Genomic DNA, 21,444 nt, shown 5'->3' on the forward strand with positions numbered 1-21,444 from the left:
TTTTCCTGTCAGGTATTTCCAGTCATCAGGATTGGTATCAGGAGGGAAGGTTCCTGCCCAGATGATCATCTTTTGGAATGGGATTTTGGCATGAGCTGCATACCTGCCCATGGTAGCTGTGCCCTGGGAAAACCCAAAGTAGATCAGTTGTTTATCTGAAATATCCCCGACTTCTTTTAGCACTCCATCTATGTATGAATACTGATTTTCTATTTCAGTTAATCGGTCTTCTTTGGTCATCCAGCTCGCTCCCACACGTCCTCACCTTATCCATTTCTGTCAGATCTAGGGTTCTTATATTTGAACCATTTCGGGTTAAAGAGAAGCCTGTTATAGTATTGGGTTAGTGGGTCAATTTGATAGTATTACTCCAAATCAGAAAAATTACATAAGAGGGGGGAGAAGAAGTAATAATCAAATAAAGCAGGAACACATAAAGTACCCGTGCATATCTCTATTTTAGTATAAAGTTTTAAACAATGAAGACTATAGGAGTTTTTACTTCCGGAGGAGATGCACCTGGTATGAATGCCTGCGTACGGGCTGTGGTGAGATCCGGACTGAGCCTGGGACTAAATATCTATGGCATCCGCTATGGATACAATGGGATCATCAATGGAGACATGGAATTAATGAAATCCTATTCTGTAAGTAATATTCTTCAAAAAGGGGGCACCATCTTAAAATCCGCCCGAAGCGAGGAATTTAGAACGAAGGAAGGCCGAAAGAAAGCCTTCGAGCAGCTCAAAGCCAAAGGAATAGACGGGCTGGTGGCCATTGGCGGGGATGGGACTTTTACTGGTGCCAATATTTTCTATGAAGAATATGGCATCCCGACTGTAGGAGCGCCCGGTACCATTGATAATGACCTCTACGGCTCGGATTATACCATCGGATTTGATACGGCTGTGAATACTGCGCTTGAAGCGATCGATAAAATTCGTGATACGGCCAACTCCCATGATCGGGTGTTCTTTATCGAGGTGATGGGACGGCACTCCGGGCACATCGCCATCCATTGTGGCATTGGTGGGGGTGCCGAATTAGTAATGGTTCCAGAAACCTCCACTACCATTCAGGATGTGATTGATACCCTGAATAAGGGTAGGGACAAAGAAAAAACCTCTGCTATTGTGATTGTGGCTGAAGGGGATGAGCAGGGCAATGCCCATGAGATTGCCAACAAGGTGATGGACAAACTTCCCAAACTGGACATCCGGGTATCTACGCTCGGGCACCTGCAGCGGGGTGGATCACCTACTTCGCTGGACCGGATTTTGGCCTCCCGGCTCGGGCTGGCAGCCGTGGAGGGGCTCGTAGATGGCAAGGCCAATGTGATGGCGGGTATTATAGATGACAAGGTTACTTATACCAGCTTCAAGCTAGCTATAAGCAAAACCAAGCCGATCAATAGCGAACTGATGCGGCTGGTGGAGGTAATGAATCATTGATTTTCAGTAAGGCTGCTACTTTATGGTTAAATTGGCTCTATGAAGCACATTTTACTTTCAGCACCTGTCTTATGCTTGGCATTCCTAGCCATCCTATTTTTACAGTCCGGCCTTGACAAAGTGTTTAACTACAAGGGAAATAAGGAGTGGCTGACCAACCATTTCGCGAAAAGTCCGCTAAAGAGTACCGTGGGATTGCTCATGCCTGTGATCACGCTATTGGAGACAGCCGCCGGGGTGTTTAGCGCATTTGGGATCATTTTTTACCTAATGGATGGGAGCACCCAGATGGGCCTTATTGGGGCTCAGCTTTCCTCGCTTTCTATTTTGGCACTATTCTTTGGCCAGCGAGTGGCACAGAACTATGCCGGTGCAGCTACGCTCACAACCTATTTCATCATTAGCATCATGACGGTGTATCTTTTGTGGAGTTGATATACCTGTAATCCAATCAATAAGCACAACTGGAAGAGCATGCAGCTAATGACGGAAGTTGGGATATTTCAAGAAATACTTCCATTTTTTTGCCCATATATGAGTTTCTGAAACTGTATGAAAACATCAGGGAAACCAGTGAACCTAAATGGGAGGAAATCAAAGTCGAGGTTTCTTACAGGTTGAGAAATTAAAGTAGAAAACAAAAACTGCCTATACCGGAATACGAAGCGGCTTCCTCATATCCCTTGGATTTGTTCTAAAATTAAAAACTGGATATTTCCCATAATCCGGCATTATTGTCGGCTTTTTTTATGCTCACAAAATGATCTTTTGACCTCATGATTTCATAAAAATTGATTTTATATATTGCGATTTCGTGAACTAAAAACCCTAAAAAAGTAAGATGAAGAAAGTAGTATTGATGATGTTTTTGTTGGCTGGATATGGTGTTGCCAGCGCACAGGATGAAATTTCTTATAGTTATGAAGAGCTGGCTAAATATGCAACCGTGATGGTATGGGCTGAGCTTGAAAAAGGCCGAATGACTGATATTTACAATGAATGGATCAACAACGATGAGACCTTGGCGGCAGCTCGTTTCGTGGAGATTAAAAATGCAGGAGTGGACTCAATAAAGCTTGAAGAAATGAAAGTAGCTGATGATGAGATGGTGGCGTTCGAGATGATTCAGACTAATTATGATTCCATGACTTCTTCATTCAAAGAAGTGTACATCGAGAAAATCAAGAGTGATATTGGAGCAGGACTTTATAATTCACTCAAAAAAGAGCTTAGATCAGATAGTGAAGTAAAGGGACGATATAAGGCTATCTATGATGGCTTGCTTAAGGAGCAATCTGCCGAAGATGGTGATGAGAGTGAAGATTAGCAATATCTGATGAATTGGTTATAAGCCTCACTTTTAAGAGGCTTATAAACCCAGTCCTTATCTTAGCCCCATGCAACCCATTTTATTCATTGACCGTGATGGCACCATCATTCAGGAGACAGATGATGAGAAAATTGAAACCATCGAGAAATTGGATTTTCTTCCTGAGGCTCTTTATTACCTGAAAAAAATAAAAGAAGAGACCAACTTCCTATTTGTGATGGTCACCAATCAGGATGGATTGGGTACCGTGGCTTTTCCTGAGCATGAGTTTTGGCCCGTGCAAAATTTCATTATGAGATTGCTGGAAAGTGAGGGAATCCACTTTGATGCCGTGCACATTGACGAGCACTATGAAAGGGACAACCATCCCAATCGCAAACCGGGAACAGGAATGCTCACCAAATACATGAAAGGGGATTATGACTTGGAAAATTCCTATGTAATTGGGGATAGAGCTACAGATGTACAGCTTGCAAGAAATCTTGGATGCAAAGCAATTTATCTTACATCTGCATACTCAGATGCCGAAACACAGGCTGAACTTAAACCAAAAAATTGGAAGGAAATCTATGAGTTTCTAGTTGCTAGAAACTCATAATATTTATAGAATACTTCTACCAGGCATAGTAGCAAGGCCTACCAGCACAAGCAAAATTGAGATCCCGAAAAAGATCGTCTGAAATCTGAATTTCACCTGAGGGTCATTGGATTTCTTGCTAATGGAGCGGCCTATCTGAGCGGCTGCCACAGCCAAAATCATCAATGCAATGTGCTCTACTGACCAATACCTCTCCACAGGATTGCCCATATTATAAGTCACAAAAGGACTGTAGAAAAAGTATAGGATAAGGCCAAGCAATAGCTGTAGATGCATCAGTCCAACATAAGATGGTGCCAGGATTTTATCAAACTTGCTATAAGAAGAGCCTCCAAACCAGCCAATGAATGACTTGATAATGACAACTACGGCTGCCAGTAAAACAAGGTATCTTAAACCTGAGTGAGCATTGAGTAAGAAACTATACATGTGTGATTTTTTGCCAAATATAGTTAACACCCAAAAGACAATCCCATTATGGCATCAGGATATATCCATAAAGTAATAGCCCGGTAGCGATACCATCATATATGCTTCTGAATCGAAACTTAACCGAGTGATCACTTGCCTTCTTGCTAATGAATCTTCCCGCTTGTGTGAGGATGGTTGCTAAAATGATAAGCGCAAAGTGTCCCATGGCTATCAGGCTTTCTTCATAACGATAGGTGGAAGTGAAGAATATCCACCCCTCCAGCAGGGTCTGGGTGTAAAGGGCCAGCAAAAAGCTCACTCCCAATGAACGATCCATAATCCCATATTCCACTCCGGAAAAATTGCCGTAGAGCGAACGAACAGTGAGTACAATCCCCAGCGTTAGTGAGGCATGACTGATTACAAGAATCAGTTTACTTATGGTTATTTCCATTTTTAGATTGGTTATTTCTGCTATCAACAGATTTACCAATCTTTAAAATGTCATGAGCGCGCTCATTAGCTTAATTCCATACCATAAATTTCCGATTCGCATGTTTTCATCTGCTGCATGCTGGTTGTTGTCATGGTTTGCAATGGGGACAATGATGGCTGGTTTCTTTAGCTCGTCTGTGAAAAGATAAAGTGGGAGTGAGCCTCCGAGTGTTGGCAACAAAATCAAGTCATCACCAGCCACTTCTCTTGATCGTGTAATAACATCCTGAATGATTGGCAGGTCCATGGAGGTTCTGGCGGCCGGATACCCTCCAGATCTGGTCACTTTGGCAATTTTCGGATACTTCATTCGTGTCTCATGATCCGGATCTTCCCGAACAATGTGGAATCCTTGACTTCTAATGTGTGCTTCCACCAGATCCTTTTGCTTTTCAGGATCACATCCTTTCACCAGTCGCATCCCAATTGATGCGATGGCGGTAGCGGGCACTACATTCCTGGCAAGCTTCCCCGTATTTCCGCTGCTAAGCCCTTTGATGGTAAGAGATGGTCTCAAAAGCCGCTCATTATATGATTCTCTTCCTTCCGGATCATTGATGCCCAACTCCTTTTTAAGGTCTTCGTCAACTAGCGGTATGTTTGCCAAGGCCTCTTTTTCCAGATCGCTCAGTGGCTCCACATCATCATAAAAGCCTTTGATCACCACATTGCCTTCATCATCCTTCATGCTGGCTATCAATTCCGAAAGTAGCTGTCCGGGCACAGGAGCCCAGTTCCCATAATGTCCGCTGTGAAGGGGCCGATTTGGGCCGTAAGTGGTGATTTCCATTCCTGTGACCCCACGAACGCCAAATACCAATTGAGGTTTTTTTGACTGATGGATAGGCCCGTCACAGAATAACCACAAATCGATTTCATCAACCAAATTGCGATTGTCTGCCAGGTATTGTTGTAGCTGCATCGAGCCTGCTTCTTCCTGCCCTTCGAAAAAAAACACAAGGTTTGATGAGATTTTAAGCTTATTCGCCTTGATCATATCCAGCGCTGATAGGATGGTGATAATTGGTGCTTTGTCATCACCCGCTGACCTGGCATAAATCCGATGTTCTTCATTTATTTCCTCGCTTGAGTTCGGAAAGCCAATTTCTTCTCCACCTTCGTAAAGCGCTTTTGAATAGTACTTAGGATCCCACGGATCATTGGTCCAGTTGGTCTTGTCGGCGGGCTGTCCGTCATAGTGAACGTAGAAGGCAAGCGTGCGCCTGGCACCTTTTACCGGATAGTATCCATAAACAATGGGAGGGGTGCCAATCATTCTCAAAAGCTTGGATTCTATGCCACGTTTTTCCAGTTCAGATTTAATGTAGTCAGCATTTTTGTTGATGCTTGGCAGATCATAGGCCACATTTGGGATTTCAAGCAAGGTTTTGAAGTCCTGAATGATCTGAACGCCATTTTCCTGAATGTACTCATCAGTCAGTTGGTTGATGTCCTGAGCATATGAAAGAGTAGTGGCCAGCAGCACCAGTGAAAGCAGGGTTGAAATTCTCATGAGGTAGTTAAATTTGGGTCGTGGCTAAAATTATTAAAATACCGTCTGTTTATGTGTATGATACCAAGGTAGTGGGTGTCTCAATGACTAATGAAGACGGAATTTCCCGGCAGGATATCATCAAGAGGGAGGTGGAAGAGGAGGATAAACTCTATATTGAACCAGAGCCTGAGAATGAGCATGATCCAAATGCGGTAAGAGTTCTTTCCAGAAACAAAAACCAAATCGGCTACCTCAACAAGGAGATGGCTGAAACGCTTTTGCCAGCCATTCGAAATGAGACAGACATTCGTGTAAAAGCCAGCTGGGTGAGCGGCGAAAGGATGTTGGGTGTAGGATTACGAATTGAGGTAGTGAGCTAATTGCGGAAAATAGCTAAATTGGGAGGCAATCGACATCTACCTAAATGAGCTCAAATTCTAAATTTCCCTTATACATCGCCTTTTTAGTCATTTTATCCATCGTCGGATATCTTATATACAATGCGTTTGGCTTCAATAAATTCCACACTCAAAATGTAAAACTGTTTTGCAATGAGTGGGTGGAAAATATCGGGGTGACGAATACCAGATCGGTTGAAGCACTGAAAAACTACGTTGCTGACAGGGAAAAATTCAACCAAATGGATTCTTTCAAAATCAAAAATTTCTTTGCCGATACCGCTCGTGTGCCAGGCTGCTCAGACGCTATCCTGTTTTCCAAAAGATACAATGGAGCAAGAAGTGTGAAAGTAAAAATGCTGGATAGCGAAGAAGTAATTACGGTACTTAGCCAGCACGTGGAGATCATTGAGGAATAGCCACTAAGAAAACCAAGGCTCACGTATATACTCCTCATTTCTGGCAGCAGCCTCACGATTGTACATTTGATAATGGTATTTATCTACCGTCACACTCCGGTATCCAAATAAGTGAAAGATGTCTTTCGCCATAAACCGGGCAATGCGCTTATTCACCTGCAGGATGGATTTCTTCTCATCTATCCATTTCACGCCTGGCAGAAAAGCAAGCATTCGATCCAGACGATGCTTTCTGGCAAATGCAGATAGCCGGAGGAAAATCCGCTTTATTCTTCGAATTGTAAAAAAGCCATCAGTCCCTTTTGACTGGTACAGCGGCATAAAAATTCTTCCCTTGCCCCGAGATAATATGGGATTGCCGTTGCTATTGGCCAGGTGTTGATTTTTTCTAATGGACTGAAAATTGTAAAATCCCGGCTGCATGCTGAACGCCTCATTTTCCCTGATCTGATACCTGAAATATATCTCATAGGTGTATTTAATGTCACCAGTAGTTTTGGCAAGACGGTCATGACATCTGTGGTAGTCAATCTCACTTTTGTCCATCGCTCCGGTGTAGATCAGGGATAGGTAGATGAAATCAATGCAGTTTTCAATTGAGGCCATTCCGTCATGCTGACCAGCCTCAAAGCCGAAGGCCACATAACCTAGTTCGTTGATATAACTGAGGATGGGTCCATCCAGGTACTCCTCAATCCCCAAAATGGTTGGTAGGGGATATTGTGAGGTGAAGGCCCGGTTTAGCAAGCTGTCGTTTACCGTGAGAAAAGGAAGCGTTTCACTGGAGGTTGTGTGTATGTCAAAAAAGTAAAACGGCCCATCGTCATCTTCCAGAATCTGCTCAATGATTGCATTGATCTCAATCTGCTCTGCCACATCTTCATTTGCAGCATCTTCCTTTGTGGCAGGTAGCCGCAGCATTCGGGATTTCGTCCAAAGCCTATTCAGGTCTTCAGTTGTATACCTTTCGCCCTTCCTGAGCGCATGGAGATTTCCACTTATGGCATAGATATTTCCTCGCAATCTTTCCGGGTTTAGTTGAGATATGACTTTGCACAATGCAAATACCCCGGCAGGTTCATTTCCATGTATGCCTCCCATAAAGATGAGAGTAGGGCCTTTTTCTTTTCCCTTTTTTTCGCCGATCATCCTGCTGACCTCAATTGAAGTGTTTAATGCTTTGCTATACACTTCAACCTTGGTCATACTGGCCGATATCTTTGATAGTGACTATTCCAATGAGCTGACTATTATGTACAACAGGGAGGCAGCCGATTTCATGCTGCTTCATGATTTGTATGGCCTCAGTAATTGGCATATCCTGATCTGCGAGGATTACATCTTTAGTCATGATATCCCCAACACTTAGCATTTCCTCACCGTGGTTCGTTTCCTTGAACCGCTCCATATGGGTCCAGGTCAGCAGTCCGGTGATTTCCCCTGCTTTGTTTTCTACTGGCACGTGATGGATATTTTTCCATTCCATCAGTTGGGTAGCCATTTCGGCCAGGTCATCCTCGAAAACAGTGAAAAGGCGGGTGGTCATAACGTGACCAACGGTACTGGCGAATTCATGTGTGTTGGGGTGCTCTGGAGCCTCTTTCCATTCATGCACAGGCTTCCCTGTCTGCTGAAATTGATACATGGTTTTGGTGAGTGCCAATAGTGCATCATCTTGCCGCATATTTTTTCTCAGCTTTCGGTAATTAGCGATAGACCATTGTGCACCGGTATTTCCTGCAGCTCTTTCGTGAATGATTGAAAGGAGTTTGTTGGAGGTTTCAGGGTCGATTTTCACTTTGTCAAGTCCATGTTTTGCTATGGGCAAGAGTTCACGGGTGACCAGATCCCTTACTGATATTTTTCGATCCCTCCATCTCATCACCGATTCCTTTCCGGTGCGGGCAGCTTTGATAAAGTTGGACTTTACATCCCTGAAATCCATTTCGGACGAGATGTTTTCATACCCCTTTGGCTTGCCCATCATCAACCCCACCCAAAAGGCGAAATTGGCCATCTGGTCGATGATTGTAGGGCCGGCGGGCAAATATCTGTTTTCGATTCGCAGATGTGGTTTTCCCTTGCTGATGCCATAACAAGGCCTGTTCCATCGGTAAATGGTGCCATTGTGGATATTCAGGGCTTCCAGTTTTGGAATTCCTCCTTCTTCGAGTATCTGAAGGGAATCGGTCTCCAACTGACGTGCCAGTAGTACTTTATGCTGAAAAATGTCATTTTTGAAAACATCTGCAGCATTTCCGGTCTCCCATGACTCCCCAAAACTCACCCTTGGGAGCTGATCCTTGAGTGCATAGGAGGAGATGCGTGTATCAATACTCTGCTGAAAAAGTGCGATCCTTGTTTCATTCCACAGCTCGCGTCCCAGCAGGAGGGGAGAATTGGCACAGACACCCAATACCGGCCCGGAGATAGCCTGGGCCCAGTTGTAGCTTTCAACAAAATCATCAGGGTCCAACTGCAAGTGAAGCTGAAAGCTTGTATTGCAAGCCTCCATCAATACCGAGTCATGGGTGATGGATAGCTCGTCTACCCCTTTGATGTGGAGGTGAAAGTCAGTGCCCCTGATTCCTTTCACCATTTCGTTCAGTGCCCAATATCTGGGCTGTGGGGTCATGTACTCAAAGGCCAGCTCAGCTTTGCTGATGGTGGGAAGTATACCAGTTAAAAGGATAAGTGTATCCCTTCGATCAGCCTCCAGTTTGGCCATGGTGAGCAGTTTATTCAATTGGTTTTCAATGATGGAAAAACAATCACCGTTCAGTTCTACTGGGTCCAGGTTTACCTCCATATTGAAGCGGGCAAGCTCGGTGGTAAAGTGAGGGTCATTAATGGCCTGAAGGATTTCTTCAGCATTCTTTTCTGGTCTCCAGTTTTTGGAGATCAGGCAAAATTCCTGCTCAGCCCCAATCCTCCGGATATCTGATTCTATCATCCCTTTTTCAAGCATTAATTCTAATGCCTTTACATCGTTGAGAAGGTGCTGTATAAAATGAGTGCGAAGCGCTCTTTCGGTGGCAGACTTGGCAAGATGATCCCCCATGATGAACATTTTAGGATCATAAAGATTGATGAATCTTACCTGGATGAATATGACCAATGACAGAACTGTCAATGATATGGATCAATATGAAAAATAGGAATATCTAGTCTTCGATGTAAAATTCAAGCGTGGAAACAATCCGTACTTTCTTCATCACTCCCGAATTTGGATCCAGATCCATGATGGAAAAAAGACCCTGATTGGCGGACTTGATTTTCCCAACTTTGGAGCCTGAATCTCGGGCAAATTTCTCTGCTGCTTCGCGTGCATTTTTGGTTGCTTCCTCTATCATCTCAGGCTTGATGTCATTGAGTTTGGTGTAGATATATTGCACGGGTTGCCAGGTGTTTTTAGACCCAATGACAAGACCCTGTCCAATGATGGTGGGGATCTTATACATAGCCTCACTCATTTTATTTAGTTTCGTTGTTCGTAAATTAAAGTCTACCTTGGAGATGTAGCGATCCTGGTTGTAGGCGTTTTGCCCGCCATAGAGTAGTGCCCGATTGTCCTGAATAGTGGGTGCGCCTACGGTGAGTTCGTCTTGAGTAAATTCCAGGTCAGCAAAAAAATCCTCCAGAATTTTCGTTTGGGTTTCCAATGTTTTTTGAAGCTGCCCCAGTTCATTTCCTGAGACAGTAAGCTCCAGTGGCCAGGTGGCTATGTCTGCCTGAACCTCTCTCTCGGCGAGCCCTTTTACCGTCACAGTTCGGTCCAGCTTTTTACCAGCGACATACGTTTGTCCCACAAAGTATCCAGCAAGAATTACTGACACGGAGATTAGAATAGAGGGGAGGAGGCTTTGATTAGACATGGCATTTACGATTTGATGTGAAGCTACAAAAATTCAATTGAAGAACGAGTGATTGTAGTGCGAATTGCATTTCCATTTTGATTACATATAATCTTTGATTTTGGAAAAATTAAATAGAAGTGATCAATTTCAACTTGACATCTAACTAATTGAAAACAAGCTATTTATGAGTAAATTTTATTCTTTGCTAAAATATTTAGTTTTTCATCCCAATGCACTCTTGTAGGCCTCCAAGCACCGCTCTCTGGCTGCCTTGTGATCGACTATAGGTTTAGGGTAATATTGGGTGTCTACCTCTGGCACCCACTTGTTGATGTACTTTCTGTCCTTGTCAAATTTTTCTGTTTGTGAATAGGGATTGAAAATCCTGAAATACGGTTGGGCATCCACGCCTGTGCCTGCCGCCCATTGCCATCCGCCATTGTTGCTGGCCAGCTCATAGTCCAGTAGTTTTTCTGCGAAGTACGCCTCGCCCCATCGCCAGTCAATGAGTAAATGTTTAGTCAGAAAACTTGCCACAATCATCCGTACCCGATTGTGCATGAAGCCTGTTTCGTTAAGCTCCCGCATCCCGGCATCCACGATCGGATATCCGGTTTTTCCTTTCTTCCATTTTTCAAATTCTTCTTCATTATTTCGCCACTTTACTCCATCATATTTTCGATTGAAATTGGTGTCTACTACCTGAGGAAAATGCCATAAAATTGCCTGATAGAAATCTCGCCAAATCAGCTCATTTAAATATTTCTCATTTAGCTGTTTCGCATGGTTTACCAACTCCCGAATGCTGACTGTTCCAAAGCGAAGATGTAGACTCATTCTGCTTGTTCCCCTGACGCCCGGAATGTCTCTGGTTTGGTCGTATTTTGTGACAATCTTTTCATCCAATTCACGGGGTGGAAATTCGATTCCTGCCGGTTCAAAACCTAGTGCCTCGAGTGACGGGATTTCCTTTGGAGTGGTTTGATGCCAATTTTTTTCATCCTCGGATTTGTAAGCACTGAGGTGTCGGCTTTCCAGCGCACTCTTCCATTTTTTGCTGTAAGGGGTATAGACCACATACGGTTCACCATCGTCTTTCAGGATCTCGTCTTTTTCAAAAATGACATGGTCCTTCTTCGCCCGATATTCGATCCCTTTTTCTTTGAGCAAATCGTATACTTGCTTGTCCCGATCCCTAGCATACGGTTCATAGTCTTTGTTGGCCCATACTGCTTTTATGTCATAGTCCTCAGTAAGCTTTTTCCATATTTCTATCGGCTTCCCAATCCGCACATCCAATGTCCCTCCCTGATTTTTAATCTCTTCTTGTAATCTTTCAATCTCCTGATGAATGAATTCGACTCGCGCATCTTTTTTTGGTAGTTCATCAAGGATGTTAGTATCAAAAATGAATATGGGTTGTACCGGATATTCTTCCTGATGTGCGTGATATAAGCTTCGGTTGTCGTTTAGGCGCAGGTCTCTTCGAAACCAGAAAATTGTGACTTGAGGTTTGGACATATTATTCGGACTTAGATTTACTCCCCTCCTTGGATGGAATTAGTTTCTTGGAATGATATCAGATTCCTTGCCATGTTCTTGAAAATGAATCCATGAAAAGGCAATACCAGGTACCAATAGAGTCTACCCCATAGCCCCAATGGCCTGAAGGTAGCTGTTTGGATCAGGCAATATTCATCATCACTTTTTTTGATCCGAAATTCAAGCCAGGCGTCACCAGGTAGTTTCATCTCGGCAAATAATAGCAGTCGCATCTCTTCTTTATTTGCATACAGTACACGCCAAAAGTCCAGCGCATCTCCACCTTTTAAATCTGTGGGACTTCTCCTGCCACGCCTGAGTCCAACTCCACCAACGAGCTTGTCCATTAAGCCTCTGATTTTCCAAAGAAAATTTCCATAATACCACCCCCGGTCTCCACCAATCGCCCAGATATTTTCCATGACCTGACCAGGTGCCCGATCGAATGGGTAACTCCTCTGGTCAATGAAGCATCCATGACGAGGGGCCTCAAGCTGCTGCAAAAAAGAGTAGTTAAAGTCAGGATTGGAAAAGGAGTCCTTCCAACTGGATACCACCTGTTTTTGATTGATGCGAAGGAACGTACGTTCCAGCGATTGCTTATAGCTAAGCTTATCGATAGGAACGATTTTTTCAATGCGATGATCCCGTGCTACCACTTCGTTTTTCATGCTATCCACCAGATTGCGAGCCAGTCGGTAGGAGGTGGAGGTGACCAGATAGAGCCACAGCGAAGATAGCTTGATGGTAAGCACGGGCACGGTGATGATATAGCGTTTGAGTCCGCGTACTTCTGCAAACTGAAGGAGCATTTGCTTATAGGTGAGGATATCCCTTCCACCTATATCAAAGGTTTGATTGAGTGTTTTCTCATTTCCAAGAACCCCTTTTAGATATTCCATCACGTTATAGATGCCGATGGGTTGGCACTTGCTATTGAGCCACTTCGGAGCAATCATGACAGGAAGTTTTTCCACCAAATCCCGAATAATCTCAAAAGATGCCCCCCCTGATCCGATGATGATAGCTGACCTAAGTACAGTTAGCGGGACGTTGGATTCTGCCAATATGGTTTCGACGTTTCTTCGAGAGGATAGGTGAACCGAGAGTTCTTTATCATTGGCAATGCCGCCAAGATAGATGATCTGCCTGGCCGTAGTGGAGTCCATGTAGTTTTTGAAGTTACTGGCGGTTTCCGCTTCCAGTTTTGAAAAGGCCTGGCTATTGGAAGTAAGGGAATGGATGAAATAATAGGCAGCATCGATATCTTTTGGGAGTTGGTCCAGACTTTCCGAATCCAGAAAATCACATGCAATAACCTGCACAGAACGGAGGAATTTTTCATCAAAGTCTTCGTAATCAAAACGTCGATCGTCCCTGACAGGACATACAACTTCATGCCCTGCTTCCACAAGTTCAGGAAGTAGCCTTCGGCCTATGTAACCCGTGGAACCCGTGAGTAGAATTTTCATTATAGTGGGCGTATTGCAGACATTCCTCCATCCAGTCCAATGATCTGACCAGTCATCCAGCCGGAATCATCAGATAGTAGAAAGTTAGCCATTTTTGCCACCTCTTTAGCTGTCCCTACCCTATTAAGTGGGTGACGTTTTCCAGACGTCTCTTTTTTCTCGTCCGAAGAGAGAATCCTACTGGCCAGCGGAGTATCCGTGATGGAAGGTGCAATGCAATTGACACGTATTTTAGGAGCAAGCTCGGCTGCCAATGAGCGGGTGAGTCCCTCGATGGCCCCTTTACTTGCCGCAACGGATGAGTGAAATGGCATGCCCTGCTGCACTGCCACCGTACTGAAGAAGACGATGGATGCAGATTCACTTTTCTTCAGTTGCTTTAGGACAAACTGAAGCGTCTTAACAGCACCTAATACATTCACCTCAAAATCTTGCTGAAAGTCGTGAGACTTCAATCCATGAAAAGGTTTTAGGTTGATGGTGCCCGGGCAATAGGCAATGCCATCGATGGTATCCATCTCTATTTTAGGGTCTTCATTCGCCGTAACATCATATTCGATATAATGAACGTTGCTGAGTGTGCCCAGCTCACCTTTACTTCTTGAGAGAACCGTCACCTGATGTCCAACCTCGGCCAATTGTTTGGTTAATTCGAATCCAATGCCAGAGCTACCTCCGACTACTATGTAATTTTTTGCCATGCAAACTAAACCAATGAGAGGAAGTAAAGTTTGAAGAATTGCTCAATCTAATGTGGATTTAAATTCGTGCTTGGCGAGAAATACAATAACCATAATTTCAATAATGAAATACGCTAAACCGTATAGGGTTAGTTCATCAAAAAATAGGATCATCAATACCAGAGTGATCACGCAATAGAGAAGATTAGCGATCGCAATGGTTCTCAATTTGACTGCTGCATTGGTTGGATTTACCATGAAACATGAAAATGAATAGATCATGAAAAGGGCAGCAATGCCTGCTAAAATGCGCAGGATATGAACTGGAAGCCCTATCATAGGTTGGAATTGAACCAGGACAATACCCAGAAGTACAGCTGATAGCATAGCGCCAATGGCGTCAATCAGGAATAATGTTTTGAAGTTGCTCAATTTTATGCTTTAATAATAAACGAAATAACCAGCAAGATAGCAGAGGTACTGCCAACGCACCTTTATGTTAATACATAATGTCATTCCCAAGTACTACCTGGCATGCTTATTTAACATAAATATTGAATAAATTATCGAACCATTTAAAGGTAAACACTCAGCTATGACAAAGACCATTCGCTCCACGTATCCTCGTGATGTTAGTATTGGTATGCTAATCATTGTTTTCGGGTTGGTATTTTTTCTTGCGGGGCAGCTTTTTGAGAAGAATCAACCAGACAATGGATTCACTGGTTTCTACCTCGGTGAGTTTCTGGTGAGTGTAGCGGTTCTTGTTATGATTTTGATCCTGTGGGAGGAGATTTTGTTTCCTGTGAAAATCAAACCGATGGATGATGGGCTGATCTTTCGAAATCATCGATCTAAGCTGAAGATACAGGCAATCATCTATCTGATCATACCTGTCATTGTGACTTTCCTCTATTTGACCCATGAAGTTAATCTATATCGTTTCTTACCTTTTGCAGCAGTATGTCTGGCACTTCCGGTAATTGGTAAGCTTGTTTCAGGGATAAACAACTATAATGATTTTCTTACGCTTACTGGCAGCTATATCGACTTCAAAGACAATGAGCATGAAGGTAAGATTCCGAAAGCAAGCATTAGCCGGGTGGAGATGATCAAAGAAGAGGGCGAGCTACACCAGCTAAAGGTCGAACTAAAAGATGGAGATCTGGTTGTCATAGAAGTACACCAGATGGAGTTGGAAGTTTTCTTTGAATCTATCGAGGAATACATCAATGAGCACTATAAGAATCTTCTGAAGTAGACTATCGCTCATTCCACCCTTTTCCTTCGAAGATTTTAGTTTTTGCTTTTTCTATCCTGGAAGATCGGGTGGCTGATTGCTTTGCGGATGAAAAGTGAAGGTTCCAGCTCCTTTGTCTCCCTGGAGTTAGCTTTTCGAAGGCATGTTTGAAGGAAGGATCTTCGTCCATTTTTTGAATAAGCTCCTCAGGAAATTCCAGCTCATCTTTTTGTTTGAAATCTACTTTTGCACCAGACTTCTCCAGCTCGATGGCTTCCTGAATGTAGGCTCTGATTAGCTTCTCCTGTTTCTTTACCTGATCGGTTTTCGTGAATCTAAGTTGACGAGCAGCCTGCGAATTTTCACCGGGCGTGACCATCACTTTCCCCGGATCTTTCATTAGCGAACCCTTAAAGAAGGCTAAGCAGCAATAGTCTTTGAATGCGGTAAGAATTAGCACATTCTTGTCATTCAGGGTGTAGGTGGGTTGCTTCCATTTATAATCTTCCTGCAGTTCGGTCTCAAGCAGCATCCTTCTCAGGTGCTCCATTGGTTCCACATAGCTGTGAACTTTGCACTGGGGAGTCTGGTAGAGTTCACATCGGCCACAGCCTTCCGCGAAATAGGTGTCTATTTTTGGGTTCATAGTGTTTATTTCTGATTCATAAATGCAAGCCGAATACCGAGCAGGATCATAATACTGCCGGAAATCTTATTGATCCACTTGGATGTCGATCGTTTTGTCATTAGGTAGTTTCCTGCTACTCCTGAAAAATAGCTTAGGGCGAGTAAGAAGATTAGCGTGGAAAGCGCAAATACAAAACCTAGCGTGACAAATGGCATTGGAGTTGTAGCAGATTCACTTCGGATAAACTGAGGTAAGAAGGCCATGAAGAAGAGTGCCACTTTTGGATTTAGTGTGTTTGTAATCAATCCCCGTGTAAATAGCTTCCTGCCAGATGTTTCTCCTGCCTTACCAAGTTTCAGTTCACTCTTATCGAGTATTGATTTCACTCCCAGATAAATGAGATAACCGGCTCCAATGAGCTTTACTGCTGAGAATGCTACTGCCGAAGTTTTTAGGATTATGGATAACCCCAGAGCTGCAAAAAGAGTGTGAACGAGAATGCCCAGAGTAACCCCAGTCGCTGAAATGTAAGCAGCTCGTTTACCCGTGGAAATTCCCTGGGTCATCACATAAATGGAGTCAGGTCCCGGGGTAATGATGAGTACCCATGAAAGAGTGAGAAATAATCCGAAGTTTTGAATGTCTGTCATATAATTAGTTGATTTTCTAGCTTTAACAACTTGTTATGTAATTTCCTAATATCCCAGAAGCCTATTTCCCCCCGATCTACTTTATCCAGTCAAGGAATTATAATATTAACCAAATTCAAAATATTCCCCACCGTTAATTGGTTGAGGCATGAATAGAACAGCAGCCCGGTATTAAAGCCGGCTATTTTATTTCTTGAATTGCTAACCTTACCGTACTCTCCTCACCAACTTCTGTCCAGGCAAAGTAGAGGGTATTGTTAACCAATTCCATTTGTGGAAAACCACTTCCTCGTGCTTCGGATGTCTCCGATACGGCTCTTTCTGAAGACATGGAACCATTGCGGTTTACCATTCTGTATTTGATGGCTGGCTTGTCTCCTCCGTCCAGCCAACTAACGAAAGCCGAGTCTTCGTTGATCATCACTACATCGACTCTACCCATTGGATTGGTGTCATCGATGATTGTAGATTCCAGAAAATTGTCTGGATTCAAAAAAGCAACTTTCACGGTAGGTCTTCCAAGTGCGCTCGTATACCACGCAACAACAGCGGTCTTTTTGTAAGATGCGATTCTTGGGCCATTGACTGGGCATCCGGCAATGTTCCAGTTGTCATGGGCTACAACTTTGGGTGTGCTCCATGTTCCTTCTGTTTTCGTGACAAATGCCATATCGCGGATTTCATCTTCTGATCGGTCTCGATACACGATCATTGGCGTATCACTAATTATCTGGCCTCCGGTCTGGCAGCAGTCACAAACATGTTCGTCGAGTTCCCCTTCTTCACTTAGATTTCCTTCCATATCCAGCACTGCGGATCGCAAAGTCATGGCTCCACTGGTGTGCCCATGATCACCAGCCCCTGTCTTTCGCCCATCCAGCCAGGCAAGTAAAAAAGTGCCATCATTTTGTGGCAGCATAGTCACAAATCCATGCTCGGTTGGAGTGCCATCGGTATGGGGAATGATTGGGTCAGACCAAGTACTATCTCCGGTAGATTTAAGAACCACATTTACATCATAGGAGTAGGTGCCGGATGAGCTCTTTGCCAAATAGTGGGCACTCATGTTGCCCATGTTATCCACTGCAATCATGGGGTAGTCCGCCCAGTTTACAAACCAATCATTGCCGGAAGCGATCAATTGAGGCTCAGTCCATTCATCACCTTCCAGTGTCGCATAGTAGAAACTTGTCAGGTTGGAATCACCCTGCTCTACCCAGCTGATGTAGAGTTTATTGTCATTGCCTTTGATTAAATGGGGGAGGCTTGCGTTTCCCCTCGCCGGACTGACCATGAATGTTGGGGAGGTGCTGGTTTCTTCAGGTTTCTCCTTTTGTGGTTGGGAGCAAAAAGTTAGTAAAGTAAGGAGGATCAGGTATAGCCATTTCATGGGATCGAAATTACCACATCCTCCAATTCAATCAGGGATAATTCTTCGAGTTTACCGTCCACAAAAGCCTGATCAATTTCCTCCAAAGGCACACTGCCCTTAACTTTTGGTTTAAGATTTCTATAATCCTGAATGATCACACCATTAATCTCTCTTGGATTGTAGGCGACCCTGAAGCGCATCCCTGTGCCTTCATCTTCCTCATTGTAGCTATAGGCCAGGTAGTCCATACTGTAGTCCTCGGTATCAAACCAATAAATGAAAACATCCTCATAATCTTCCCCTCCACCGTCAGCATCGAAGGTGACTTTGATCTTATAATAGTCCTTGCCTTCAAGACTCACTTCTCCCAGGAAGGTTTTATTCACTGCTTCATCATTGAGCCAAAGAGGCAGGAAGGCAAAGTAGATCACAGAGTTTACCGAACTGGTATAGGCGGCCCTTTTTTCTTCGGAAATGTTGGAAATCTCTTCATTGATGTAGCGAAACAGGCCATCATTGCTCAGCACATCTTTCACTTCATTCCCCAGTGTATCTATCTGCGTGCGGGAATAAATGAAGCGGCCATCTTCCATGATATACTTATAGGTGATATTCCGAAAGTTGAAGGATGCCTGCGCATTTCTTAGTTGCTCAGTGCCGGAAAATTCAATCGCTTTGTCCACAATGCTCTGAGCTGTAGGAGTGGGAGCACTGCATGCAGTGATAATACAAAAAACAGCTAATAACTTTTTCATCAACTCCCAAACGTAGAAGAGGTAGGAAAAGGTTTGTCATTCCAGAGTCAATCGGGTAAAAAATTATTGTGCCATTTGCTGGCGTTCCTGAGCTTGCTGCATCATGTCTGAGATAATGCCGTTGAGCTTATTTACCAAGTCTGTGATCCCTTCCTCTTTGTCTTCTTCCAAGAGCTCTACATGATTTAGGAAAAGGGTTATTTGTTTGGAGAGCTCGGTTTTCCATACCACCACTTGGGGTGTTTCCCCGATGGAGCCGTCATTCATTTTGTCGTGATATACCTGGTTAAAATTTTCATGGGCATTGAGCATCTCTTCCAGCAGGTCTGCCACCCCGGCATAGGAGATCTCTGGTGCCAGGGTATTGAGATCATCCACAAGGCTTCTCATGGCCTCACTCTGCGCAATATACCCCAGATTGTAAAGGCTGAATCCCCGCTTCCTCACCACTTCCACCAGCCTTTCCCCGGCTTGCTTGATGGATGGTTCCGTGCGATAGGATGCAGAAAGCACACCGTACTTAAATGCCTGAAAAGCATCGTCGCGGAGCAAATCAGCCTGCTGCACGCGGGAGGCATAAACATTAGACAAGCTCTCGGTGAGTGCTTCGGACAATACGCTGGAAGCTTCTGTGGTTTTCTTTATTCTTTTCTCCAATATTGCTTTGAGGGGGGAGGAGTTTACGGTCTGGATCATTCGCTCGGAGATGACCACAAGTTCTTCGGAGGTTAATAGTGAGTGTGAAAATTGCTTCAGCATGGTTCGTTGGTGTTAATTGTAATTAGGTTCTTGCTACCAAGAAAGCACCTTCTTATTAAATGTGAAATTAAACTTCGACAAGGGTGAAGATTTTGAGGATGGAATAAATTCAAATCAATTTTTTCACTCCCCACACGTTATCTCGTAAGCAATCTCGCTCCCTACAAATTCATTCCACTCTTCCTTGGTCAGGTTTCTGTCTATCATTGCGCAAATGCGGAAAGCAAAATAGGCCGGGTCGATGGGCCAGGTGCGGATATACTCATCGGCACCTCCGGTGATGATCTTGGTACCTGAAGGATCAAAACTCCCGGTAAATACCCAGTCATCATGGTCATCGAGGATGATAGGTAGCTTGCGCGAATCAGTAAGGTCCCAAATGCGGGCTGTGCCGTCCCTGCTGGTGGTCAGCAGCAGGTCGCCTTTCGCGTTGTACTGGATGTCGGTAACGGTGCTTTGATGGCCGGATATGATCCGGATCAATTGCTTATTGGGAATATCCCACAGGATCACATCCCCACGATCCCGACCGATGGCCAATGTGTTTCCATCCGGGCTGATGTCGAGGCATTTAATGGCGAAGCTGCCAAGCTCATACCCAAAGTAGGACTGCTTCCGCCAGTTTTCCATGATGTCTTCGATCGGGCTTTCTTTCACTTCATAGGGCTTTTCCCACGCTTCCAAAACGCCCTGATCTGTGCCGGCATAGATAGTGCCGTCCTGCTCGTCTACCTTGAGCTGATTTACCTTAAGTGCCGTTTTACCCACATTTTCGGCTTGAGCATTGAATCCTTTCAAAATCAAATCCCCTGCCTTAGTTACACTGAGATATCTTCTTTCACCAGGGATAAAGGTGGCAGTCTGCACGGGTTGAGGGTCTTCCAGCACTCCCAGGTCTTCCTGCTGGTTTTTTTCGGTGGGGATCAGGGCAAGTCCTTTCTGATAGAAGATGGCCATAAGTATCTTCCCGTCATTGGACATCTCTATGGACTGGATGATTTTGTCGGATGCATATACAGTTTTCGGGATTTTTTGTGGATCAGACATACTCCACTTGTAGATTTTGCCATCTGTGGAAGAAGAGTAGTAGGAGTCTGGATCTGCCCCGAAGACGACTGACGTCACAGTATTAGAATGAAACCCTACCTGGTTGTAAGCCAGCCCTCGGATGGAATCATAGCCAAGGTATTTGTTGGCTTCATATAGTGCCTGGTACACGTTTAGGTGGGAGACGTAGGGTTCAACATTTCCTTCTTTCCAGAATATGTAGGCTTGTTGTGCTACGAGAGCTTTGAGTTCAGTCAGGTATCCCGGCATCACCAGTGAGCGCTGCGACATGGACATTACCAGCTCCGTGGTGGTAGGGTTGCTGCTGGTTTGGGCTTTCAGGCTTATAAAAGCAGCCAGAAGGAAGGTAAGAATAAGTTGACGCATACCACAAGTTACGAAAAAACCGGATGATATCAGATGCCTTCCAAAATAGAATTGATATTGCTTCTTGGTTAGAGGCAAGGTTAATTATCATCGGCCCTGAGAGTTGGAAGTTTTGCTTGCATTTAAGAAAATGTTACGGTCAAATCAAGAAATGAGAATAGCGTAAAATCACTCCATCTCACATAGTGAGATTGATGAAATTTTCAACTTCTTTTGACCTCAGATAACCAGCGACCATGATTAATACAAAAGTCCCCTCTCACCAGTCTGAGCTTAGGAAAGCTATCAAAAAACTCACGAATGATTTGCATGAATTTAGTGAGGAAAGAGGGGACGCGCTAGCCGACAATGCAGAGTCTGTCGCAGGGTATGTCTGCAAGCTGAACGAGGAAAAACTCAACAGGTCATTTCTTGACTATTGCATAGCGGCCCGTCGGTATGTCAACCTGAAATAGTTG

Annotated in this window: 24 protein-coding genes and 1 pseudogene; 8 read left to right on the forward strand and 17 right to left on the reverse strand. The window is 44.1% G+C overall.

The genetic code is table 11. The features are described from left to right. Window positions 1-240 (reverse strand): annotated as a pseudogene (locus RLN88_RS12445) (alpha/beta hydrolase); the annotation flags it as partial. A gap of 239 nt (window positions 241-479) precedes the next feature. On the opposite strand from RLN88_RS12445, the gene pfkA reads away from it, so the two are divergent. From pfkA to hisB, 4 genes are all read left to right on the forward strand, one after another. Further along, complete coding sequence (gene pfkA / locus RLN88_RS12450) at window positions 480-1,451, forward strand: 6-phosphofructokinase (protein WP_350221736.1); 972 nt, start codon at window positions 480-482, stop codon at window positions 1,449-1,451. 39 nt (window positions 1,452-1,490) lie between these two features. After that, window positions 1,491-1,886 carry a DoxX family protein gene (locus tag RLN88_RS12455; RefSeq protein WP_350221737.1) on the forward strand — a complete coding sequence of 132 codons (396 nt, stop codon included), beginning with the start codon at window positions 1,491-1,493 and terminating at the stop codon, window positions 1,884-1,886. A gap of 406 nt (window positions 1,887-2,292) precedes the next feature. Beyond that, on the forward strand, window positions 2,293-2,778 hold the full coding sequence (locus RLN88_RS12460; RefSeq protein WP_350221738.1) for a hypothetical protein: 486 nt from the start codon (window positions 2,293-2,295) through the stop codon (window positions 2,776-2,778). 70 nt (window positions 2,779-2,848) lie between these two features. Then, complete coding sequence (gene hisB, locus RLN88_RS12465; RefSeq protein WP_350221739.1) at window positions 2,849-3,379, forward strand: histidinol-phosphatase; 531 nt, start codon at window positions 2,849-2,851, stop codon at window positions 3,377-3,379. 3 nt (window positions 3,380-3,382) lie between these two features. Here hisB and RLN88_RS12470 read toward each other — a convergent pair whose 3' ends face one another. From RLN88_RS12470 to RLN88_RS12480, 3 genes are read right to left on the reverse strand one after another with little or no spacing between them, the layout of a single operon-like run. Beyond that, the gene (locus RLN88_RS12470) at window positions 3,383-3,808 is read right to left on the reverse strand and encodes a hypothetical protein (protein ID WP_350221740.1); all 426 of its coding nucleotides are present in this window, start codon (window positions 3,806-3,808) and stop codon (window positions 3,383-3,385) included. A gap of 46 nt (window positions 3,809-3,854) precedes the next feature. Next, window positions 3,855-4,244 (reverse strand): hypothetical protein, encoded by a 390-nt coding sequence (locus RLN88_RS12475; RefSeq protein ID WP_350221741.1) that lies wholly within the window; start codon window positions 4,242-4,244, stop codon window positions 3,855-3,857. Window positions 4,245-4,286: 42 nt separating this feature from the next. Next, window positions 4,287-5,798: a M20/M25/M40 family metallo-hydrolase gene (locus RLN88_RS12480; protein WP_350221742.1), complete on the reverse strand. Its 1,512-nt coding sequence runs from the start codon at window positions 5,796-5,798 to the stop codon at window positions 4,287-4,289. Window positions 5,799-5,818: 20 nt separating this feature from the next. Here RLN88_RS12480 and RLN88_RS12485 point away from each other — a divergent pair, with 20 nt between their 5' ends. Both RLN88_RS12485 and RLN88_RS12490 read left to right on the forward strand, forming a co-directional pair. Continuing rightward, entirely contained in the window at window positions 5,819-6,160 is a 342-nt protein-coding gene (locus tag RLN88_RS12485; protein WP_350221743.1) for an HIRAN domain-containing protein, read from the forward strand. Between the two features lie 44 nt (window positions 6,161-6,204). Continuing rightward, complete coding sequence (locus RLN88_RS12490) at window positions 6,205-6,597, forward strand: hypothetical protein (protein ID WP_350221744.1); 393 nt, start codon at window positions 6,205-6,207, stop codon at window positions 6,595-6,597. 3 nt (window positions 6,598-6,600) lie between these two features. Here RLN88_RS12490 and RLN88_RS12495 read toward each other — a convergent pair whose 3' ends face one another. From RLN88_RS12495 to RLN88_RS12525, 7 genes are all read right to left on the reverse strand, one after another. Then, a complete protein-coding gene (locus RLN88_RS12495; RefSeq protein WP_350221745.1) occupies window positions 6,601-7,803 on the reverse strand; it encodes a succinylglutamate desuccinylase/aspartoacylase family protein in 1,203 nt (400 codons plus the stop codon). Continuing rightward, window positions 7,790-9,730 (reverse strand): CBS domain-containing protein, encoded by a 1,941-nt coding sequence (locus RLN88_RS12500; protein ID WP_350221746.1) that lies wholly within the window; start codon window positions 9,728-9,730, stop codon window positions 7,790-7,792. Before RLN88_RS12500 ends, RLN88_RS12495 begins: the two co-directional genes overlap by 14 nt. A gap of 31 nt (window positions 9,731-9,761) precedes the next feature. Beyond that, window positions 9,762-10,472, reverse strand: coding sequence for an SIMPL domain-containing protein (locus RLN88_RS12505; RefSeq protein WP_350221747.1), 711 nt, complete (start codon window positions 10,470-10,472; stop codon window positions 9,762-9,764). Between the two features lie 204 nt (window positions 10,473-10,676). Next, window positions 10,677-11,975 carry a cryptochrome/photolyase family protein gene (locus tag RLN88_RS12510; RefSeq protein ID WP_350221748.1) on the reverse strand — a complete coding sequence of 433 codons (1,299 nt, stop codon included), beginning with the start codon at window positions 11,973-11,975 and terminating at the stop codon, window positions 10,677-10,679. A gap of 17 nt (window positions 11,976-11,992) precedes the next feature. Next, window positions 11,993-13,468 (reverse strand): SDR family oxidoreductase, encoded by a 1,476-nt coding sequence (locus RLN88_RS12515; RefSeq protein WP_350221749.1) that lies wholly within the window; start codon window positions 13,466-13,468, stop codon window positions 11,993-11,995. Beyond that, a complete protein-coding gene (locus tag RLN88_RS12520) occupies window positions 13,468-14,169 on the reverse strand; it encodes an SDR family NAD(P)-dependent oxidoreductase (RefSeq protein WP_350221750.1) in 702 nt (233 codons plus the stop codon). Before RLN88_RS12520 ends, RLN88_RS12515 begins: the two co-directional genes overlap by 1 nt. Window positions 14,170-14,211: 42 nt before the next feature. Further along, a complete protein-coding gene (locus RLN88_RS12525; protein ID WP_350221751.1) occupies window positions 14,212-14,580 on the reverse strand; it encodes a hypothetical protein in 369 nt (122 codons plus the stop codon). Between the two features lie 163 nt (window positions 14,581-14,743). Between RLN88_RS12525 and RLN88_RS12530 the strand changes: the two genes are divergently transcribed. Beyond that, window positions 14,744-15,409 carry a heavy metal transporter gene (locus tag RLN88_RS12530; RefSeq protein WP_350221752.1) on the forward strand — a complete coding sequence of 222 codons (666 nt, stop codon included), beginning with the start codon at window positions 14,744-14,746 and terminating at the stop codon, window positions 15,407-15,409. Window position 15,410: 1 nt separating this feature from the next. On the opposite strand, the gene RLN88_RS12535 is transcribed toward RLN88_RS12530, so the two are convergent. From RLN88_RS12535 to RLN88_RS12560, 6 genes are all read right to left on the reverse strand, one after another. Then, a complete protein-coding gene (locus tag RLN88_RS12535; RefSeq protein ID WP_350221753.1) occupies window positions 15,411-16,034 on the reverse strand; it encodes a YdeI/OmpD-associated family protein in 624 nt (207 codons plus the stop codon). Between the two features lie 5 nt (window positions 16,035-16,039). Continuing rightward, on the reverse strand, window positions 16,040-16,666 hold the full coding sequence (locus tag RLN88_RS12540) for a LysE family translocator (RefSeq protein WP_350221754.1): 627 nt from the start codon (window positions 16,664-16,666) through the stop codon (window positions 16,040-16,042). Between the two features lie 181 nt (window positions 16,667-16,847). Then, window positions 16,848-18,056, reverse strand: a complete 1,209-nt coding sequence (locus tag RLN88_RS12545; RefSeq protein WP_350221755.1) for an exo-alpha-sialidase — start codon at window positions 18,054-18,056, stop codon at window positions 16,848-16,850. Next, on the reverse strand, window positions 18,053-18,793 hold the full coding sequence (locus RLN88_RS12550; protein WP_350221756.1) for a DUF6503 family protein: 741 nt from the start codon (window positions 18,791-18,793) through the stop codon (window positions 18,053-18,055). Before RLN88_RS12550 ends, RLN88_RS12545 begins: the two co-directional genes overlap by 4 nt. 63 nt (window positions 18,794-18,856) lie before the next feature. Further along, complete coding sequence (locus RLN88_RS12555; protein ID WP_350221757.1) at window positions 18,857-19,552, reverse strand: DUF6261 family protein; 696 nt, start codon at window positions 19,550-19,552, stop codon at window positions 18,857-18,859. Window positions 19,553-19,675: 123 nt separating this feature from the next. After that, window positions 19,676-20,986 carry a WD40 repeat domain-containing protein gene (locus tag RLN88_RS12560; protein ID WP_350221758.1) on the reverse strand — a complete coding sequence of 437 codons (1,311 nt, stop codon included), beginning with the start codon at window positions 20,984-20,986 and terminating at the stop codon, window positions 19,676-19,678. Window positions 20,987-21,222: 236 nt separating this feature from the next. Here RLN88_RS12560 and RLN88_RS12565 point away from each other — a divergent pair, with 236 nt between their 5' ends. Then, window positions 21,223-21,441 (forward strand): hypothetical protein, encoded by a 219-nt coding sequence (locus RLN88_RS12565; RefSeq protein ID WP_350221759.1) that lies wholly within the window; start codon window positions 21,223-21,225, stop codon window positions 21,439-21,441. Window positions 21,442-21,444 lie beyond the last annotated feature (3 nt).

Source organism: Ekhidna sp. (assembly GCF_040223195.1).
In the GTDB taxonomy this organism is placed as follows: domain Bacteria; phylum Bacteroidota; class Bacteroidia; order Cytophagales; family Cyclobacteriaceae; genus Ekhidna.

Bases quoted from the DNA above. Each gene is read 5' to 3' on its own strand.
- RLN88_RS12455 (WP_350221737.1), top strand. From the start codon at position 1,491: ATGAAGCACATTTTACTTTCAGCACCTGTCTTATGCTTGGCATTCCTA.
- RLN88_RS12550 (WP_350221756.1), bottom strand. From the start codon at position 18,793: ATGAAAAAGTTATTAGCTGTTTTTTGTATTATCACTGCATGCAGTGCT.
- RLN88_RS12470 (WP_350221740.1), bottom strand. From the start codon at position 3,808: ATGTATAGTTTCTTACTCAATGCTCACTCAGGTTTAAGATACCTTGTT.
- RLN88_RS12535 (WP_350221753.1), bottom strand. From the start codon at position 16,034: ATGAACCCAAAAATAGACACCTATTTCGCGGAAGGCTGTGGCCGATGT.
- RLN88_RS12460 (WP_350221738.1), top strand. From the start codon at position 2,293: ATGAAGAAAGTAGTATTGATGATGTTTTTGTTGGCTGGATATGGTGTT.
- RLN88_RS12565 (WP_350221759.1), top strand. From the start codon at position 21,223: ATGATTAATACAAAAGTCCCCTCTCACCAGTCTGAGCTTAGGAAAGCT.
- RLN88_RS12495 (WP_350221745.1), bottom strand. From the start codon at position 7,803: ATGACCAAGGTTGAAGTGTATAGCAAAGCATTAAACACTTCAATTGAG.
- RLN88_RS12515 (WP_350221749.1), bottom strand. From the start codon at position 13,468: ATGAAAATTCTACTCACGGGTTCCACGGGTTACATAGGCCGAAGGCTA.
- RLN88_RS12510 (WP_350221748.1), bottom strand. From the start codon at position 11,975: ATGTCCAAACCTCAAGTCACAATTTTCTGGTTTCGAAGAGACCTGCGC.
- RLN88_RS12505 (WP_350221747.1), bottom strand. From the start codon at position 10,472: ATGTCTAATCAAAGCCTCCTCCCCTCTATTCTAATCTCCGTGTCAGTA.
- RLN88_RS12480 (WP_350221742.1), bottom strand. From the start codon at position 5,798: ATGAGAATTTCAACCCTGCTTTCACTGGTGCTGCTGGCCACTACTCTT.
- RLN88_RS12540 (WP_350221754.1), bottom strand. From the start codon at position 16,666: ATGACAGACATTCAAAACTTCGGATTATTTCTCACTCTTTCATGGGTA.
- RLN88_RS12560 (WP_350221758.1), bottom strand. From the start codon at position 20,986: ATGCGTCAACTTATTCTTACCTTCCTTCTGGCTGCTTTTATAAGCCTG.
- RLN88_RS12555 (WP_350221757.1), bottom strand. From the start codon at position 19,552: ATGCTGAAGCAATTTTCACACTCACTATTAACCTCCGAAGAACTTGTG.
- RLN88_RS12530 (WP_350221752.1), top strand. From the start codon at position 14,744: ATGACAAAGACCATTCGCTCCACGTATCCTCGTGATGTTAGTATTGGT.
- RLN88_RS12475 (WP_350221741.1), bottom strand. From the start codon at position 4,244: ATGGAAATAACCATAAGTAAACTGATTCTTGTAATCAGTCATGCCTCA.
- hisB (WP_350221739.1), top strand. From the start codon at position 2,849: ATGCAACCCATTTTATTCATTGACCGTGATGGCACCATCATTCAGGAG.
- RLN88_RS12545 (WP_350221755.1), bottom strand. From the start codon at position 18,056: ATGAAATGGCTATACCTGATCCTCCTTACTTTACTAACTTTTTGCTCC.
- RLN88_RS12520 (WP_350221750.1), bottom strand. From the start codon at position 14,169: ATGGCAAAAAATTACATAGTAGTCGGAGGTAGCTCTGGCATTGGATTC.
- pfkA (WP_350221736.1), top strand. From the start codon at position 480: ATGAAGACTATAGGAGTTTTTACTTCCGGAGGAGATGCACCTGGTATG.
- RLN88_RS12490 (WP_350221744.1), top strand. From the start codon at position 6,205: ATGAGCTCAAATTCTAAATTTCCCTTATACATCGCCTTTTTAGTCATT.